Here is a 16,593-nt window from a genome sequence, read left to right on the forward strand (position 1 = left end):
ACCCCTAGACTACGGTCATGGCGATCATCCCCGACGGGAAGGACTGGACCTGGGTCCTGACCCGTCCCTGCCCCGAATGCGGTTTCGACGCGCAGGGGGTCACCCCGGCCACGGTGGCCTCCACCGTGCCCACGCTGGTCCCTCGCTGGCAGAGCGTGCTGCGCCGGCCGGATGCGGAGGAGCGCCCTGACGAGAGCACCTGGTCCCCGCTGGAGTACGCCGCCCATGTGCGCGATGTGTTCTCGCTGTTCGATCACCGGCTGCACCTGATGCTGGAGCAGGAGGACCCGGGGTTCGCGGACTGGGACCAGGATGCCACCGCCCTCGCGGAGGACTACGCCCACCAGCAGCCCGAGAAGGTCAGCGCGGAGCTGGCGGCCGCGGGCGCGGAAATCGCCGCGTCCTTCGCGGCGGTGCGCCCCGCGCAGTGGCAGCGCCGCGGCACGCGCAGCAACGGCTCGGTGTTCACCGTGGAGACCTTTTCGCAGTACTTCCTGCACGACGTCGTCCATCACCTGCACGACGTCGACGGGTAACCGGCGGCGCCTTAGAGGGCCTTGTCCCAGGCCAGGCTGCGGTGCACCGCGGCGTAGCCGAGCCGCTGGTACAGGCCCAGGGCGCCGGAGGGGTTTTCGGTGTCCACGTCCAGCGCCGCGTAGTCCATGCCGTCAGCGAGGAAGCGGCGCATCGCGTCCGCCAGCAGGGCCGGAGCGATCCGCCGTCCGCGCCAGGCGCGGCGCACGCCGAGCAGTTCCGTGTAGCCCTCCCGGCGGCCGTGCCGCGAGGCCGCCGCGGGGTCATAACTGGCCAGCTGGTAGCCGGCCACGTCGCCGCTGCGGGCATCCAGCACCACGGCGCTCCACTCGGGCTTGGCGTGCGGGTGGTTGACCATGAACCCCCACGCCTCTTCGTCGCGCGGTTCGCTCCCCCAGTGGTCCCGGAAGGCGTCGTTGTGCGCCGCGCGGACCGCCTCGGAGAGCTCGGGTGAGTAGGGCACCAGCTCCAGGCCCGGCTCGAGCGGGACGTCGGGGACCGGCCCGTCCAGCGGCCGGCGCATTTCGTTGAAGTACCGCACGACCGAGAACCCCGCCGCGGCGAACAGCGCCTGCTGGGCAGCGTTGCGCTCCTCCCCGTGGACGCGCAGCAGCGGCTCAGGCGTCGCGTCCTCGGCAAAGCGCTCCCGGGCCCGGCGCTGCTGCCAGGCCAGCACGGCGGACCCGATCCCGCGGCGCTGCCAGGCCGGGTCCACGCCGCCCCATGCCAGCGCCTTCGGACCGTCGGGGTTCTTCGTCACCCTGCCGAAGGCCCGCAGCGTGCCGCCGTCGTCGAAGCCCAGCACGGTGTTCAGCCGCGGATCGTTCCTGGCGGAGCTGAAGACCTGTTCGATGTCCGCGCGCTGCTCATGCCAGGCCGGCTGCTCTACGGCGGCGATCCGCCGGACCAGGTCCGTCCAGGCGTCCACGTCGGCGGCCACGGCCGGCCGCCAGTGCAGGGCCGTCGCTTCCGGGTCGGGCAAGGCTGCGGAGGAATCGGGCTTCATGGCACCAGACTAAGCGCTGGGCACGGCCGCCGGGACGCCGAGTTCGACCCGGGCGTCATCGGCCGCGATGTCAGGCGCGGAGTGGCTGACGAGCACCACGATGCGCCCGGCCAGCGCGGTGCGCAGGTCCGCCATCAGCGAGGCCGCCGAGGCGCTGTCCAGGTGCGCGGTCGGCTCGTCGAGCAGCACGACGTCGGCGCCCACGAGAAGGGTTCGGGCCACGGCGAGCCGCTGGCGCTGGCCCCCGGAGAGGAAGGCTCCGCCGGCTCCGATGCGGCCGTCCAGGCCGCCTTCCATCGAGCGCAGCACCGGCCCGAGGCCGACCTTCTCGAGGACCTCTTCGAGTTCGGCGTCCTCCGGGGCGGACCCGGCGGGCCGCGCCAGCAGCAGGTTCGCGCGGACGGAGGAGTCGAACAGGTGCGCCTCCTGGGGGCACCAGGCCATGCTGCCGCGCAGCCGCGTAGCGTCCTCGGCGTCCACCGGGATGCCGTTGATCCGGTAGACGCCGTCCTCCGCCGGCAGGAAGCCCAGGAGCACGGCCAGCAAAGTCGATTTGCCGGAACCGGACGGGCCGGTGAGCGCCAGCCAGCCGGGGCCATCCACTTCGGCGTCGACGCCGGTGAAGACCGGTGCGGATTGGTCCGGCCACCGCGCGGCGACCGACTCCAGCGACAGGCTGGTCACCGGCACCCGTTCCTCGGCTTGCGGCTGCGCGGGTCCGGCCGTTCCGCCGGGAGCGGCGGGGGCCGGGCCCAGCTCGCCGGCAAAGCGTCCCGCGGCGGAGCGCAGCGAGGGCCATAGCTGGACGGCCGGGACCACTGCGGCGAACGCGTCGGTCAGCGCAAGGTCCATCAGCACCAAGGCGGCCGCCACCTCGCCCCCGACTCCGCCGGAAGCCACCCGCGGGGCGGCCGCGGCCAGCGTGAGCAGGGCTGCGGCGCCCCCGGCCAGCAGCAGCAGCGCCTGGGCGAGGCCCTGGGCCGCCGCCGCGCGCTGCACCGCGCCGGTGGCGGCCCGGTCGGTGGCGGCGATCCGGCGCCGCACCGGCGCGTCGACGCCGTTTGCCCGCAGGTCAGTCCGCGCAGCCAGCACCCCGGCGAAGGAGCGCAGCACGGTGGACCGCAGCTCGATCTCGGCGCGGCTGGCGGCCCGGTCGGCGGCGAGCGCCGCCGCGGGAGCCGCCACCAGGGCCACGGCGGCCAGCAGCAGCTGGGCCGGGAGCGCCTCGGGCAGCAGCAGTCCGGTGGCGATCAGGGCCCCGGCCGCGGTCAGCGCCGCCGTGAGCGGGGGCAGCAGCACCCTCGGCGCCAGGTCGCGGACAGTGTCGACGTCGCCGATCAGGTGTTCCAGCGTCCTGTCCCCGCGTAGCAGCCGGCGGGCGGCGAGGCCCCTGGCGGCGAGGGAATCCCAGACGCGCACGCGCAGCTGCACCATCGCCGTGAAGACCGCGTCGTGCAGCCAGAGCCGTTCGAGGTAGCGCAACACCGCCCTGCCGATGCCGAAGAAGCGCACGCCGACGATGGCCGTCATCAGGTACAGGATCGGCGGCTGTTGGCTGGCCCGCACGATCAACCAGCCGGAGAGCGCGGCGAGGGCGACGGCGAAGAGACTCGCCAGCACTCCGAACAAGGCCGCAGCGGCCAACCGGGACAGGCCCGGCCGCAGGATGCCGGCCAGCAGCCGCAGCACCTCGGCCCCGCCGGGCTGCCCTGCCGGCGTCCGGTCCGGGCCGCCGTCGCGCCGGGGTTCCTCCGCCGGTGCGCGGCGGGGGTCCTCAGGGGCGCCGTGCCCGTCGCGCCCCGCAGCACCCGCCGCGGCCTGTGCTTCCGTACCGCTCACCTCCGGCCCCATCCGGAGCACAGTGTCCGCCAGGGCCAGGGTCGCCGGGTCGTGCGCCACGAGCAGGACGGTGGCGCGGCCGCGCAGCGAACCCACGGCCCGCTCGACGGCGCGGGCCGTTCCGGGGTCCAGGTGCGCGGTCGGCTCGTCGAGCAGCACCACGCGCGCCCCGGCCGCCACCCTGGCCAGCGCCCGGGCAACGGCCACCCGGCGCAGCTCGCCTTGGCTCAGCTCGGCCGGGTCGCGGTCCGCGAGGTGGGCTGCGCCGGCGTCGGCCAGGACGGACCGGGCAACCAGGGCAGCCTCGGCGTCCGGGAGCGGCCGGGCGTACAGCAGCACTTCCTCCAGCACGGTGGGGGCGATGGTGACCGGGTGCTGCGGCACCCAGGCGAGGGCACCGGCGGCCACCCCTGAGACGCTGCCGGCCACGCGGGTGCCGCCGGCGCCAGGCTCGTCACCCAGCAGACCGGCCAGCACGTCAAGCACCGTGGACTTCCCGCAGCCGCTGGGGCCGGCGAGGGCGGTCACTTCCCCTGCGCGGGCGGTCAGCGAGAAGCCTGCGAGCGCCGGCTGCGACCGGCCGGGGAACCGGACCGTCAGGTCCCGGACGGTGACCTCCGGTGCAGCCGCGGCGGGGGCAACCGTGCCGGTCAGGGGCGCGGGCAGCGGCGCCCCTGTCAGTTCCTGCACCCGGCGGAAGGCGCCGATGCCGTCCTCGCTGGCGTGGAAGGCAGACCCGACGTCGCGCAGCGGCCCGTAGCACTCGGGGGCGAGGATCAGCGCAAGCAGGCCCACCTCGAGCGGAAGCTGGCCGTTGACCAGCCGCACCCCGATGACCACTGCGACCACCGCCACCGACAGCGTCGCGATCAGTTCCAGCGCCAGCGCGGAGAGGAAGGCGACGCGGAGGGTGGCCAGCGTGCGCGTCCGGCAGTCCTCGCTGACCCGGCGCAGGGCCCGGGACTGCGCGCCGGCCCGGCCCAGCCCGACCAGCACCGGGAGGCCCTTGGCGAGCTCGACCAGATGGTTCGACAGCCGCGCCAGGGACGCCGAAGCCTGCTCCACGCGCTCCTGCGTGTGCCAGCCGATCAGGGCCATGAACAGCGGGATGAGCGGCACAGTGAGCACGATGACCAGGGCGCTGAGCCAGTCCGCCCAGAGGATCCGGGCGCCGATGATCAGCGGGACCGTGGCGGCCGCCACCAGGGCGGGCAGGAACTGCGTGTAGTAGTTGTCGACGGCGTCGAGACCCCGGACGGCGAGCACACTGATGCTGCCCTCCCCGCCACCGGCGTTGCGGCCGCGGCCCACCAGGTGGTCCAGCAGTTCGGCACGCAGGCGTTCCTTGGCGCCGGCGGCCGTGCGCCGGGCCGTGACCTGCTGCGCCCAGGCCAGGGCGGCCCGGACCACCACCGCGGCGGCTCCGGCCGTCAGGCTTTGCTGCCACCGCCCGTCCGCCGCGATGATGGAGACCACGGCGGAGGCGACAGCCTGGGCAAGCACCACGATCGCGCAGGCCCGCAGGGCGCTGAGCAGCCCAAGAAGGTACAGGGCACGGCGGGCCGGGCCGGCGGGAGGGAGCTGGGGCCGCACGCCGCCCTCAGCCCTGTTGGCGGCCGGTGGCCGGCTGCACGGCGTGCGCCGCCGGGATGTGGGCGCCGGAGATCCGCTTCCGGAACACCCAGTACGTCCACGCCTGGTAGGCCAGCACCAGCGGCACCCCGATGCAGGCGACAATACTCATCAGGCCCAGCGTGTAGGACGACGACGAGGCGTTCTGCACCGTGAGGTTGTACTGGGCGTTGAGGGTCGAGGGCAGCACCTTCGGGTAGACGGCGCCGAAGATGGACGCCGCGCCGCTGATCAGGAAGATGCCAAGTCCCAGGAAGCTGAACCCTTCGCGGCTGCGGCGGCCGGAGACCCAGGCGAACACCAGTGCCAGCGCCGCGACCCCGACCAGCAGCCAGGTGAGCGGCTTCCCGTCGCGCAGCTGGACGGCGAGCACCCAGGCGAGCAGCGGCAGCACCCCGAGCGGGAGGAACCGGACCACCAGCGCGCCCGTGCGGCGACGCACCTCGCCGTCGGTCTTCAGGGCCAGAAACGCCGCTGCATGCATGAGGCAGAATCCCACGACGGCGAGGCCGCCGAGCACTGCGTAGCCGTTGAACCAGGCGAAGGGCCCGCCCACCCGGTCCCCGTTCGCGTCCAGCGGCAGGCCGGTGGTGGTGAGGGCGAGCGCGGCGCCGACGCCGAACGCGGCGATGAAGGAGCCTGCGGCAATCGCCCAGTCCCAGCGGTTGCGCCAGCGCTGGTCGTCCACCTTCCCGCGGTATTCGAAGGCGACCGCGCGGAAGATCAGCCCGAGCAGCACGATCACCAGCGGCACGTACAGGGCGGAGAACAAGGAGGCGTACCAGAGCGGGAACGCGGCGAAGGTCGCTCCGCCGGCGGTGAGGAGCCACACCTCGTTGCCGTCCCAGACCGGGCCGATAGTGTTCAGCAGCACTCGGCGCTCGGTTTCGTCCCGGGCGAAGAGCTTCATCAGCATGCCGACGCCCAGGTCGAAGCCCTCCAGGAACAGGTAACCGGTCCACAGGACCGCGATCAGCACAAACCAGACAGTGGGCAGGAGATCCATCTCAGCTTCCTTCTCGATTCCGGCGGAGCAACGGCTTAGTAGGCGAAGGCGAGGACATCGTCGTGCTCCTTGCCGTCCCCGGGCCCGTGCGGGGCGGCCAGTTCCGGCATGGCGGAGGCGACGCCGCCGCGCACGTAGGTGAACAGCAGCTTCACTTCGACCACCAGCAGCACCAGGTAGACCAGGCCCAGCGTCACGACGGAGAAGATGAGCTCACCGGCGGAGACGCCTGGCGAGACCGCCGCCGCGGTGAACATGAAGACCTGGTCCACGCCGGAGGGGTCCGGGTTGGGGGCGACAACGAAGGGTTGGCGGCCCAGCTCGGTGAAGATCCAGCCCGCGGAATTCGCTCCGAACGGGGCGAGGATGCCGAACACCGCCAGTCGCATCAGCCACGCCGAGCGCGGCACGGTGCCCTTGCGGGTGACCCAGAGCGCCACCAGCGCTGCCAGCGCGGCGAGGCCGCCGAAGCCGATCATCATGCGGAACCCCCAGTAGGTGACGGCCATGACGGGCACGTACTGGATGGGCTGGCCGGCGCGGTCCCCGTAAACGGGATTCTGCGGCAGCGCCGAGCCGTACTTGGCCTGGTACTGCGGAAGCAGGGTGTTCACGCCCTTGACGTCGGTGTCGAAGTTGCCGTTGGCCAGGAAGGAGAGCAGGCCGGGAATCTCGATCACGGCGACGACGTCGTTGCAGTTGCGCGCGCCCGGGTCCCCGATGGAGAGCACCGAGAAGCTGGTTCCGTCGTGGCAGGCCGCTTCCGCGGCGGCCATCTTCATCGGCTGCTGGATGAACATCAGCTTGCCCTGCAGGTCGCCCGTGACGGCGGTGCCCGCGAAGGAGATCATCGCCACCACGGCCCCTATGCGCAGCGAGCGGATCCAGACGCTGTGGTCGATGCGGTCCCGGCCCGGCAGGCTGGCCTCGCCCGGGATCACCCGCCCGTCGGGGCCGACCGTGTCGATGCCGTCCCGGCGCCGGCGCCACAGGTGGTACCAGGCGATGCCCAGCAGGAACGCGCCCGCCACGGCCAGCGCCCCCATCACGGTGTGCGAGAACGCCACGATGGCGGTGTTGTTCGTGAAGACCGCCCACGCATCGACCATGCGGGGGCGGCCGCCGACCATCTTGACGCCGACCGGGTGCTGCATCCAGGAGTTGGCCACAATGATGAAGTAGGCGGAAAGGACCGAGCCGATGACGGCGGTCCACAGGCAGGCCAGGTGGACGGCCGCCGGCAGCTTCTTCCAGCCGAAGATCCACAGTCCCAGGAAGGTCGATTCGACGAAGAACGCCAGCAAAGCCTCCATGGCCAGGGGCGCCCCGAAGACGTCACCGACGAACCGGCTGTACTCGCTCCAGGCCATGCCGAACTGGAACTCCTGCACGATGCCGGTCGCCACACCCATGATGAAGTTGATCAGGAACAGCTTGCCCCAGAACTTCGTCATCCGCAGGTACTCGGTTTTCCCGGTGCGGTGCCACAGCGTCTGCATGATGGCCACCAGCAGGCCGAGGCCGATGGTGAGCGGCACCATGAGGAAGTGGTAGACAGTCGTGATGCCGAACTGCCAGCGGGCAATATCCAGAGCTTCCATCGGACCCCCTGAGGTGGGTTGCGCCTAGTTCTACGGTTTGTAGAAAAACTAACTTCTACGGAGTGTAGAACAATTTCCAGAAAACGGGTAAATTAGATGCAGACATCTTCGGGGAGCGGTTCGCCGCTGGCTAGGGCACAAGGATAGAGGAATAAGAATGGCATCGCTGGGCGAGTTGGAGCGCGCGGTCATGGATCTGCTGTGGGAGACGCAGGAAGCTGTTACGGCTAACACCCTGCGCGACTTGCTGGCACAGCGTCCCTCCCAGGGCGAAGAAGCCAAGGAGCTCGCGGTGACCACCGTGCTGACGGTCCTTTCCCGGCTGGAGAAGAAGGGCCTCGTCGAGCGTGAGCGCGGCATCCGCCCGCATCGCTACCAGGCGGTGACCAGCCGCGCCGAACACACGGCCGAGCTCATGCATGAGGTGCTCGGCACCGCCACCGACCGGGAGGCCGTGCTGGCACGGTTCATCGGTTCCGTGTCCGACGGCGAGGCAGCGACGCTGCGCAAACTGCTCGGCCGCGACTAACCGTCCATGTTCTGGACGTCATATTTCCTGGCGCTCCTGGCCGTGCTGCTGGCATGGCCTGTTCCGATCCTGCTCTCGCGGGCCCGCTGGCCGGCGCGCTCGCCCTTCCCCGCCATGGTCCTTTGGCAGGCCGTGGCGCTGGCCGGCGGCCTGTCGATGATCGGCGCCATGCTGGTCTACGGACTGGAACCGCTCGGCGACAACCTGGTCTCCGGGCTGCGCGGGCTGGCCCGCATCCTGTTCAGCAACGGTTCCGTGGACCGGCTGGGCTTCTGGCATGTCTTCGCTCTCAGCACCGCGGCTCTGCTCGCCGCCCACCTGCTCTTCACCTTGCTGGTCACCTATGTGCGGATCCAGCGCCAGCGGTTCCGGCACCGCGAGCTGCTGCACCTGCTCAGCTCCCCCGACATCGAGCGGCCGGGGACCGTCGTCATCAACCACCCCACGCCGGTTGCCTACTGCCTTCCCGGCGGCGCCCGGTCCGTCACGGTGCTCTCCGACGGGCTGATGGACCTGCTGGAGCCGGCCGAGCTGCGCGCCGTGCTGGTCCACGAGAATGCGCACCTGGAGCAGCGCCACCACCTGCTGCTGTGGGCCTTCGCGGCCTGGCGCTCGGCGCTGCCCTGGCTGCCAACCTCGCGTCTGGCCCAGCGCTCGGTCAGCAGCCTGATCGAGATGCTGGCCGACGACGTCGCGCTTAAGGAAGTGGACGAGGCCACCCTGATCAAGGCAATCATGATCGTCGCCAGTGGCAATCCCGCCGACGACCCCGCCGGCGCTGCGGGCGAGGGGGCTCTGGCGGAGCCGGCGGCCGATTCCGTTGCCGTTGCCGGCCGGTTGAGCCGCCTGGTGGAGCCGCAGCCGCCGCTGGAGAACGCGCGGCGCGGCCTCATTCTGGCGGCCGCGGGACTGCTGCTCGCCGCCCCCACCGCAGTCCTGGTCGTGCCGGGCCTGCTGGGCTAGCTAGGCGTCGATCCGCTCGCGGTCCAGCTGGGTGGCGCCGGCGACGATGAAGTCCTTGCGCGGCGCGACGTCGCTGCCCATCAGCAGGTCGAAGGTGCGCTCTGCCATCTCGGCGTTCTCGATGCTCACACGGCGCAGGGTTCGGTGCCGGGGGTCCATCGTGGTCTCTGCGAGCTGGTCGGCATCCATCTCCCCGAGCCCCTTGTAGCGCTGGATGGGCTCCTTGAAGCGGCGCCCCTCCTTCTCCAGCCGCGCCAGCAGCCGGTGCAGCTCGGCCTCGGAATAGGTGTAGACCATCTCGTTGGCCTTCGCGCCGGAGTTGACCACTTCCACGCGGTGCAGCGGGGGGACGGCCGCGAAGACCCGGCCCTCTTCAACCAGCGGGCGCATGTAGCGGAAGAACAGCGTCAGCAGCAGCGTGCGGATGTGGGCACCGTCGACGTCGGCGTCCGTCATCAGGATGACCTTGCCGTAGCGCGCCGCCTCGAGCTGGAAGCTGCGCCCCGACCCGGCGCCCACCACCTGGATCAGCGCCGCGCACTCGGCGTTGGAGAGCATGTCCCCCACCGACGCCTTCTGCACGTTGAGGATCTTGCCGCGGATGGGCAGCAGCGCCTGGTAATCCGAAGACCGCGCCAGGCGCGCCGTGCCGAGGGCGCTGTCGCCCTCGACGATGAACAGTTCCGAGCGCGCCACGTCGTCGGTGCGGCAGTCGGCCAGCTTGGAGGGCAGCGAGGACGTTTCCAGCGCGTTCTTACGCCGCTGCGTTTCCTTGTGCACGCGGGCCGAGATGCGGGACTTCATCTCGCTGACGACCTTCTCCAACAGCAGGGCCGCCTGTGCCTTGTCGCCCCGGCTGGCCGGGTTCAGCCGGGCCGTGATCTCCTTCTCCACCACCCGGGCCACGATCGCCTTGACCGCGGAGGTGCCGAGGATCTCCTTCGTCTGGCCTTCGAACTGCGGTTCGGCCAGGCGGACCGTCAGCACGGCCGTCAGCCCGGCGAAGATGTCATCCTTCTCGAGCTTGTCGTTGCCGGCCTTGAGCTTGCGGGCATTGGCCTCAACCACCTTGCGGAACGTCTTGACCAGCGCCTGCTCGAAGCCCGCCTGGTGGGTTCCGCCCTTGGGCGTGGCGATGATGTTCACGAAGCTTCGCACGCTGGTCTCGTAGCCGATCCCCCAGCGCAGCGCGATGTCCACCTCGCAGTCCCGTTCGACCTCCGCGAGCTGGCTGTGGCCGCGTTCGTCGATCACCGGCACGGTCTCCTTGAACTTGCCGGAGCCGTGCAGCCGCCAGACGTCCGTGACCGGCGCGTCGATGGCAAGGAATTCGACGAATTCGGAGATGCCGCCGTCGTGGTGGAAAACCTCTTCGTGCGGGCCTGCTTCGCCGGGCGTGCCCGGGAGCCGGCGCTCGTCCCGGATGGTGATGGCCAGCCCCGGGATCAGGAAGGAGGTCTGCCGGGCCCGGGCGGCGAGCTCGTCGTAGGAGAATTTGGCGTCCGGGGTGAAGATCTGCCGGTCCGCCCAGTAGCGGATCCGGGTGCCGGTGACGCCGCGCTTGGTGGTGCCGACGATCTCCAGGCGCGAACTGTCCAGGAAGGGCGTGAACTCCGACGTCGGGCTCAGCCGGCTGCCGTTGTCCGCGAACTTGCCGGGCTCCCCGCGCCGGAAAGACATCTGGTGGGTCTTGCCGCCCCGGTCCACCTGCACGTCCAGACGCGCCGACAGCGCGTTGACGACGCTGGCGCCGACGCCGTGCAGGCCGCCCGACGCGGTATAGGAGCCGCCGCCGAACTTGCCGCCGGCGTGCAGCTTGGTGAAGACGACCTCAACACCTGTCAGGCCGGTCTTGGGCTCGATGTCCACCGGCACGCCCCGGCCGTCGTCATGGATCTCCACCGAGTTGTCCGCGTGCAGGATGATCTTGATGCTCTGTCCGAAACCGGCCAGCGCCTCGTCCACCGAGTTGTCGATGATCTCCCACAGGCAGTGCATCAGGCCGCGGGAATCGGTGGATCCGATGTACATACCCGGCCGCTTGCGCACGGCTTCCAGACCTTCGAGGACGGAAAGGTGGCGGGCGGTGTAGTCGGAATTTGGTGCCACGGGTGGCGCACTCCTTGCGGTGACGACGGACGGCGGACATCGGGCTGCGTCCGCACCTTCTAGGCTAGCCTCCCCGCGGCCCGGCAGCCGACGCGCCACTCCAGCCGCGCCCTGCGGAGATGCCCGGTGCGGCGAACCGGCGAGTACGCCGCCAGCGAAAGAGCAGCAAACCTGCCATGGTTTGGCAACGAACACTGGTTATATAGACGTATTGATTGCTGATCGAGGCAAATGAGGAGGCCATCATGAGTACAGCAGTTGCCAGCCGCGAACTGACTGCGGTGGATCGTTGCGACCGCTGCGGAGCCCAGGCATACGTCCGGGCCGTTCTGGAAGCCTCCGGCGGAGAGCTGCTTTTCTGCGGCCACCACGCACGCACGGTCGAGGCCACGCTGAGGCCGCTGACCTCGCAGTGGCAGGACGAGCGTGAGCGCCTGCACGAGAAGGAACCGGTCCTGGTCGACGACTAGCCGGTGCGGCCAACAGGCCATATGCGCATACAGGTAGGGCCCCTCCGGTTGGAGGGGCCCTACCTGTATGCACCGCAGGTGCACGGGCGCAGCCCCCGGGCCCGGCGGTCTTCGCGCATGCCGTTTCCGCCAGTCGTTAAAGAAATGACGCGGTTTCCCGTTTATGACGCGCTTTGTAGCGCGTCATAAACGGGAAACCGCGTCATAACCGGCCGGCCGCCAGGCGGACTTAGTCCAGGTAGTCCCGCAGGACCTGGGACCGCGACGGGTGCCGCAGCTTGGACATGGTCTTGGATTCGATCTGGCGGATGCGTTCACGGGTGACGCCGTAGACCTTGCCGATTTCGTCTAAAGTCTTCGGCTGTCCGTCGGTCAGCCCGAAGCGCATGGCCACGACGCCAGCTTCACGCTCCGAGAGGGTGTCCAGCACCGAGTGCAGCTGCTCCTGCAGCAGGGTGAAGCTGACAGCGTCGGCGGGAACAACAGCTTCCGAGTCCTCGATGAGGTCACCGAACTCCGAGTCGCCGTCCTCGCCCAGCGGGGTGTGCAGCGAGATCGGCTCACGGCCGTACTTCTGCACCTCGACGACCTTCTCCGGCGTCATGTCCAGCTCGAGGGCCAGCTCCTCCGGGGTTGGTTCGCGGCCGAGGTCCTGCAGCATCTGGCGCTGGACACGGGCGAGCTTGTTGATGACCTCCACCATGTGCACCGGGATACGGATGGTGCGGGCCTGGTCCGCCATCGCACGCGTGATGGCCTGGCGGATCCACCAGGTCGCGTAGGTGGAGAACTTGAAGCCCTTGGTGTAGTCGAACTTCTCGACCGCGCGGATCAGGCCAAGGTTGCCTTCCTGGATCAGGTCCAGGAAGAGCATGCCGCGGCCGGTGTAGCGCTTGGCCAGGGACACGACGAGGCGCAGGTTGGCCTCAAGCAGGTGGTTCTTGGCGCGGTGCCCGTCGTGGATGACCCATTCGAGCTCACGCTTGAGCTTGGCGTCGATCGAACCGTCGTCGTGCGCGAGCTTCTCCTGCGCGAACAGGCCGGCTTCGATGCGCAGGGCAAGCTCGACCTCCTGCTCAGCGTTCAGCAGCGCGACTTTGCCGATCTGCTTCAGGTAGTCCTTGACGGGGTCCGCCGTGGCGCCGGCCGACATGACCTGCTGCACCGGGGCGTCGTCGTCATCGGCGTCGGAGTAGACAAAGCCCGAGCCGGAGGTCGTGGTGCTGGCCGCACCCTCTTCTTCGTCGGCTTCATCGGCGGCGTCGGCGACATCCTCGTCGCTTACCTCGGCAGCCTCCAAAGGCTCATCCTCCACCTCTTCGTCGACCCCGGCTCCGGCGGCGCGGCCACGCGGGGCCTTGGTCTCGGCAGCGGCGTCCTTGGGCTTGCGGCCGCGGGTGGTCTTGCGCGGGGCAGCAGCAGTTGCGTCCTTCGCCTCATCAGCGGAAGACACGGCCTTGGAGGCGGCCGGCTTGCGGCCCCTGGCGGCACCGGTGGTCTTGGCAGCGCCGGCGGTCTTCGCCTGAGCGGCGCGGCCGGACTTGGGAGTCTCGGTTGCCGTTGCGGGTTCGTTCTTCGCGGAAGTCGGGGACACTGAAAACCTTTCATGCAGCGGTTTGCGGAGTCACCAAGGGGGCAACACCACTATGACCCTGTCAAGTCCGTGATCGATATCAAGCTCGTTCACCGCAGGCAGGGCCACTTAGTAGAACTGCCGACGGTCTCCGAATGTTCCCCGCAGGGAAATGTTCGGCTCTTGATTCACGGACCCAACCGGGTCTCGCCATACATTGTCTCACGATTTTCCGCCCTGCACCCATCACGTTTGCCGGTATCCCGCGCAGGACGCCGGCGCCGGCTACCGGCAGGGGTCCCGCTCAGCCCGAAGCCCGCTGCCAGGCAAGCTCCCTGTCCCGGGCCCACGCGCACAGGTGGCCGGTGGAGAGCAGTTCCCGGAGCAGGACGGCGAGCCGGTAGCCCGGGGCCGCCTGGAGCGCCTCTGCGAGCAGCGCATCCGCGCGCGACCCGCGCCCGCGGCACCACTCGATCCAGCTGCGCATCGTCAGCGCTGCTGCCCGCCCGTCGGTGCCCGGACACGAGGCGAGCAGAGCCAGCAACCGGTCAGCACGTTCCAGCCGCTCCCAGTCCGGCCGCACCAAGGACTCCCCCACAAGCACGGCGCCGTACTGGGCGGCCAGCGCCGCCGGCCGCTGCTCCTGCCGCTTCCCTCCTGTTTTCCGCTCCCCCGCCGACGACCCGGGCGCGGACCCGGGCACCGCCCCGGGCACCGGGCCCGTCGCAGCCTGCCCACCGGGGGCGTCAGCGCCTGGTGCCGGGCCGGCGAACCCCGCCGGGAGCACGGCCTCGGCCGCGCGCGCCGGGCCACCGGGAAGACCGCAGCCGCGCGCTCCTGCTGCTGCCGCCAGCAGCCCAGTGGCCGCCTGCACGAGCACGGTATCGCGCACCGCCACGCTGTCGAGGCTTGCCAGCAGGAATCCCGCTGTCGCGGTGTCGGGGACAGCGGACGCGTTCGGCTCCGGGAGCGTCCGGCCGAGCAGGGATTCCCACACCAGCAGCGCTGCGGAGAACTGTTGCTCCTCGGCCCATCCCGTGCCGATCTGCTTGCGGTATTCCGCCGCAGCCGCGGCGACGCGCCCGGCCTCGTCCGCCGGAAGCGCCCGGGATCCGGTCCGGGCAGCCGCGGCGGCATCGGGCTCATAGCTGCTGCCGCGGTAGACCAGTTCGGCGCTGAGCCGGCTGCCCGTGATGTCCTCCAGCGGCCTGCCGGGCCAGGGACAGCATTCGGCGTCTTCGCAGTCATAGTTCCGCCACGCCGCCGGCCCGAGATACCACGCGTCACGGATCGGCAGCCCAGCGTCCGCGAGGGCCCCGGTGAGCGCATCGAGGAGCCTGCGGTGCGGCGGCGCGGCGCCTCTGGCCCAGGCCTCGGCGGTGAAGACGGCTGCCAGGACGCCGTCGGCTGAACCGTCCGATCTCAGGTAGCTGGCGGCCTGGCGGGCATACGAGGCCAGCGCGGCGCGGCTGCGCGCGCGGGGCAGGTCGAGCCGGAGCGTGGCGCCGACACGGCTGCGGCCGAGCGTGACGCACACCAGGCTCTCCTCGGGCCAGTAGCCGAGGGCGTGAGGGATGTAGCTGAGCAGGTCTTCCGGACCTTGAACGGGGAGCTTCGCAATCGACATGTCCCCAGCTTGGGGCCGGCGCCGGTTCCAGAGCGGTGCCCGGCTGGTCCATGTGGGCAGGAGGCCGGAACCGCAGTGCTGGGGAGGAGAAGTGGCGCGGCAGCGGGCGCCGATGGCGGACCGTACCCGGTCTCAAAGGGTGAATCCGCCATCGGCTTTTCCGCATCCTTCCAGCGGACACTTGGCAAACCCTCTGGTTTTCCTCAACTGGAGGTCAAGGATCCTCGCCGGGCCCGCGGACCGGACGGCCGGCCCAAGCCGGCGGACGGCCCGGTCCAAGCCGGCGGACGGCCCGGTCCAAGCCGGCGGACGGCTCAGCTGCCGGACTGGCGGGCCTTGACCTGTTCGCGGTAGGTCCGGCGCCGCGCCCGGTTGGCCGCGATCGCCTGGCGCAGCGGAGGAACCGTGATCCCCTCCAGGGCCATTCGCCGGCGGACCTCGCGGCGCGAGACCAGGATGCCGACGGCACCGGCGAACATGACGGCGAACTGGACGCTGAGCGCGATCCGGAAGGAATCCAGGGCATAAAGCTGGCCGTGGGAGTATCCGCTGTTGAACAGCAGGTCCAGCGTCAGCCCCACGACGTACATGGTCAGCAGGGCGGCGAAGAACCCGCCCACGTTCACGATGCCGGACGCGGTCCCGAGCCGGTGCGCCGGGTTGAAGGTGCGGGCAAAGTCGAAGCCGATCATCGAACCCGGGCCGCCGACCGCGAGCACCAGCACCAGCACCACGAGCAGCCACAGCGGAGCTCGCCCCGGGTACACCAGGACCGCCAGCCACGCGAGCGCGGTGGCACCGACGATCAGCAGCACCATCGTCGAGCGCCGGAGCGGATGGCGGGACACCCAGCCGCCCAGCCACGGCCCGCAGATGATGCCAACGAAGACGAACAGGCTCATCAGCACGGAGGCGGCCGCGGGCGGAACACCCTGTCCGGAGACGAGGAACGGATAGCCCCAGGTCAGCACGAACACTGTCCCGGAGAACTGCACCGTGAAGTGGGTCCACAGACCCAGCCGGGTGCCGGGCTGTTTCCAGGCGCGCGCGAGCGACACGCCCGTCTCGCGCAGGCCGGAGGCGTTCCGGTCCGCGTCGACGCCGGGCGGCTGGTTGCGCAGGGCCGCCGCAGCGACGACGAACGCCAGCACGCTCAGCCCGGCCAGGCTCAGGAACGCCGGCCCCCAGCCGGCGGTGTGCAGCAGCAGCACGAACGGGATCACGGAGATCAGCTGCCCGAGCTGGCCGAGGATGCCGGTCCACTGGGTCAGCACCGGTACCCGACGGCCGTCGAACCAGGCGGGCAGCAGCCGCAGGACGGCGATGAAGGTCAGGGCGTCGCCGGCGCCGACCAGCACCCGGCCGATCACGCCGGCGGGCACCGAGGTCGCCGCGGCGAGCTGGAGCTGGCCCAGGCTCATGACGAGCGCTCCGATGGCGACAATGGATCGTGATCCGAACCGGTCCACGAGCACGCCTACCGGGATCTGCAGCCCTGCGTAGACCAGCAGCTGGACCACTGAGAAGGCCGAGAGGGCCGACGCCGTGGCGTTGAAGCGCGTGGTCGCGTCAAGGCCGGCGACCCCGAAGGAGGTCCGCTGGGTGACGGCGACGAGATAGGCGAAGACACCCACGCCCCAGATGACATAGGCGCGTTTGGAATCCACCCGTCAATTATGCAAGCGGGCGCACGGCAACGGCCAA

At 70.5% G+C, this 16,593-nt stretch carries 12 protein-coding genes; 4 read left to right on the forward strand and 8 right to left on the reverse strand.

Annotation, left to right across the window (positions count from 1 at the left end):
* Positions 1-17 precede the first annotated feature (17 nt).
* The gene (locus KIH31_RS05755; RefSeq protein WP_214426108.1) at positions 18-536 is read left to right on the forward strand and encodes a DinB family protein; all 519 of its coding nucleotides are present in this window, start codon (positions 18-20) and stop codon (positions 534-536) included.
* 11 nt (positions 537-547) lie between these two features.
* On the opposite strand, the gene KIH31_RS05760 is transcribed toward KIH31_RS05755, so the two are convergent.
* The 4 genes from KIH31_RS05760 to KIH31_RS05775 are packed head-to-tail and all read right to left on the reverse strand — an operon-like array spanning position 548 to position 7,618.
* Positions 548-1,540, reverse strand: a complete 993-nt coding sequence (locus KIH31_RS05760) for a GNAT family N-acetyltransferase (protein ID WP_214426109.1) — start codon at positions 1,538-1,540, stop codon at positions 548-550.
* A gap of 9 nt (positions 1,541-1,549) precedes the next feature.
* Positions 1,550-4,972 (reverse strand): thiol reductant ABC exporter subunit CydD, encoded by a 3,423-nt coding sequence (cydD, locus tag KIH31_RS05765; protein ID WP_214426110.1) that lies wholly within the window; start codon positions 4,970-4,972, stop codon positions 1,550-1,552.
* Positions 4,973-4,979: 7 nt separating this feature from the next.
* The gene (gene cydB, locus KIH31_RS05770; RefSeq protein WP_214426111.1) at positions 4,980-6,017 is read right to left on the reverse strand and encodes a cytochrome d ubiquinol oxidase subunit II; all 1,038 of its coding nucleotides are present in this window, start codon (positions 6,015-6,017) and stop codon (positions 4,980-4,982) included.
* A 35-nt stretch (positions 6,018-6,052) separates the two neighbouring features.
* On the reverse strand, positions 6,053-7,618 hold the full coding sequence (locus KIH31_RS05775; protein ID WP_214426112.1) for a cytochrome ubiquinol oxidase subunit I: 1,566 nt from the start codon (positions 7,616-7,618) through the stop codon (positions 6,053-6,055).
* Positions 7,619-7,775: 157 nt separating this feature from the next.
* Between KIH31_RS05775 and KIH31_RS05780 the strand changes: the two genes are divergently transcribed.
* A complete protein-coding gene (locus KIH31_RS05780; RefSeq protein ID WP_214426113.1) occupies positions 7,776-8,147 on the forward strand; it encodes a BlaI/MecI/CopY family transcriptional regulator in 372 nt (123 codons plus the stop codon).
* Between the two features lie 6 nt (positions 8,148-8,153).
* Complete coding sequence (locus KIH31_RS05785) at positions 8,154-9,110, forward strand: M56 family metallopeptidase (protein ID WP_214426114.1); 957 nt, start codon at positions 8,154-8,156, stop codon at positions 9,108-9,110.
* Here KIH31_RS05785 and KIH31_RS05790 read toward each other — a convergent pair whose 3' ends face one another.
* On the reverse strand, positions 9,111-11,219 hold the full coding sequence (locus KIH31_RS05790; RefSeq protein WP_214426115.1) for a type IIA DNA topoisomerase subunit B: 2,109 nt from the start codon (positions 11,217-11,219) through the stop codon (positions 9,111-9,113). It abuts the gene before it with no gap.
* A 245-nt stretch (positions 11,220-11,464) separates the two neighbouring features.
* Between KIH31_RS05790 and KIH31_RS05795 the strand changes: the two genes are divergently transcribed.
* Positions 11,465-11,689, forward strand: coding sequence for a hypothetical protein (locus KIH31_RS05795; protein WP_214426116.1), 225 nt, complete (start codon positions 11,465-11,467; stop codon positions 11,687-11,689).
* A gap of 229 nt (positions 11,690-11,918) precedes the next feature.
* On the opposite strand, the gene KIH31_RS05800 is transcribed toward KIH31_RS05795, so the two are convergent.
* From KIH31_RS05800 to KIH31_RS05810, 3 genes are all read right to left on the reverse strand, one after another.
* Positions 11,919-13,283, reverse strand: coding sequence for an RNA polymerase sigma factor (locus tag KIH31_RS05800; protein WP_214426117.1), 1,365 nt, complete (start codon positions 13,281-13,283; stop codon positions 11,919-11,921).
* Positions 13,284-13,566: 283 nt separating this feature from the next.
* The gene (locus KIH31_RS05805; RefSeq protein ID WP_214426118.1) at positions 13,567-14,889 is read right to left on the reverse strand and encodes a DUF4192 domain-containing protein; all 1,323 of its coding nucleotides are present in this window, start codon (positions 14,887-14,889) and stop codon (positions 13,567-13,569) included.
* Between the two features lie 314 nt (positions 14,890-15,203).
* On the reverse strand, positions 15,204-16,556 hold the full coding sequence (locus KIH31_RS05810) for a nitrate/nitrite transporter (protein WP_214426119.1): 1,353 nt from the start codon (positions 16,554-16,556) through the stop codon (positions 15,204-15,206).
* Between the last annotated feature and the right edge of the window lie 37 nt (positions 16,557-16,593).

Source organism: Paenarthrobacter sp. DKR-5, assembly GCF_018531425.1.
In the GTDB taxonomy this organism is placed as follows: Bacteria; Actinomycetota; Actinomycetes; order Actinomycetales; family Micrococcaceae; genus DKR-5.

Excerpts from the sequence above, each read along its gene's own strand:
- KIH31_RS05755 (WP_214426108.1), top strand. The coding sequence starts at position 18 with ATGGCGATCATCCCCGACGGGAAGGACTGGACCTGGGTCCTGACCCGT.
- KIH31_RS05760 (WP_214426109.1), bottom strand. The coding sequence starts at position 1,540 with ATGAAGCCCGATTCCTCCGCAGCCTTGCCCGACCCGGAAGCGACGGCC.
- cydB (WP_214426111.1), bottom strand. The coding sequence starts at position 6,017 with ATGGATCTCCTGCCCACTGTCTGGTTTGTGCTGATCGCGGTCCTGTGG.
- KIH31_RS05775 (WP_214426112.1), bottom strand. The coding sequence starts at position 7,618 with ATGGAAGCTCTGGATATTGCCCGCTGGCAGTTCGGCATCACGACTGTC.
- KIH31_RS05780 (WP_214426113.1), top strand. The coding sequence starts at position 7,776 with ATGGCATCGCTGGGCGAGTTGGAGCGCGCGGTCATGGATCTGCTGTGG.
- KIH31_RS05785 (WP_214426114.1), top strand. The coding sequence starts at position 8,154 with ATGTTCTGGACGTCATATTTCCTGGCGCTCCTGGCCGTGCTGCTGGCA.
- KIH31_RS05795 (WP_214426116.1), top strand. The coding sequence starts at position 11,465 with ATGAGTACAGCAGTTGCCAGCCGCGAACTGACTGCGGTGGATCGTTGC.
- KIH31_RS05805 (WP_214426118.1), bottom strand. The coding sequence starts at position 14,889 with ATGTCGATTGCGAAGCTCCCCGTTCAAGGTCCGGAAGACCTGCTCAGC.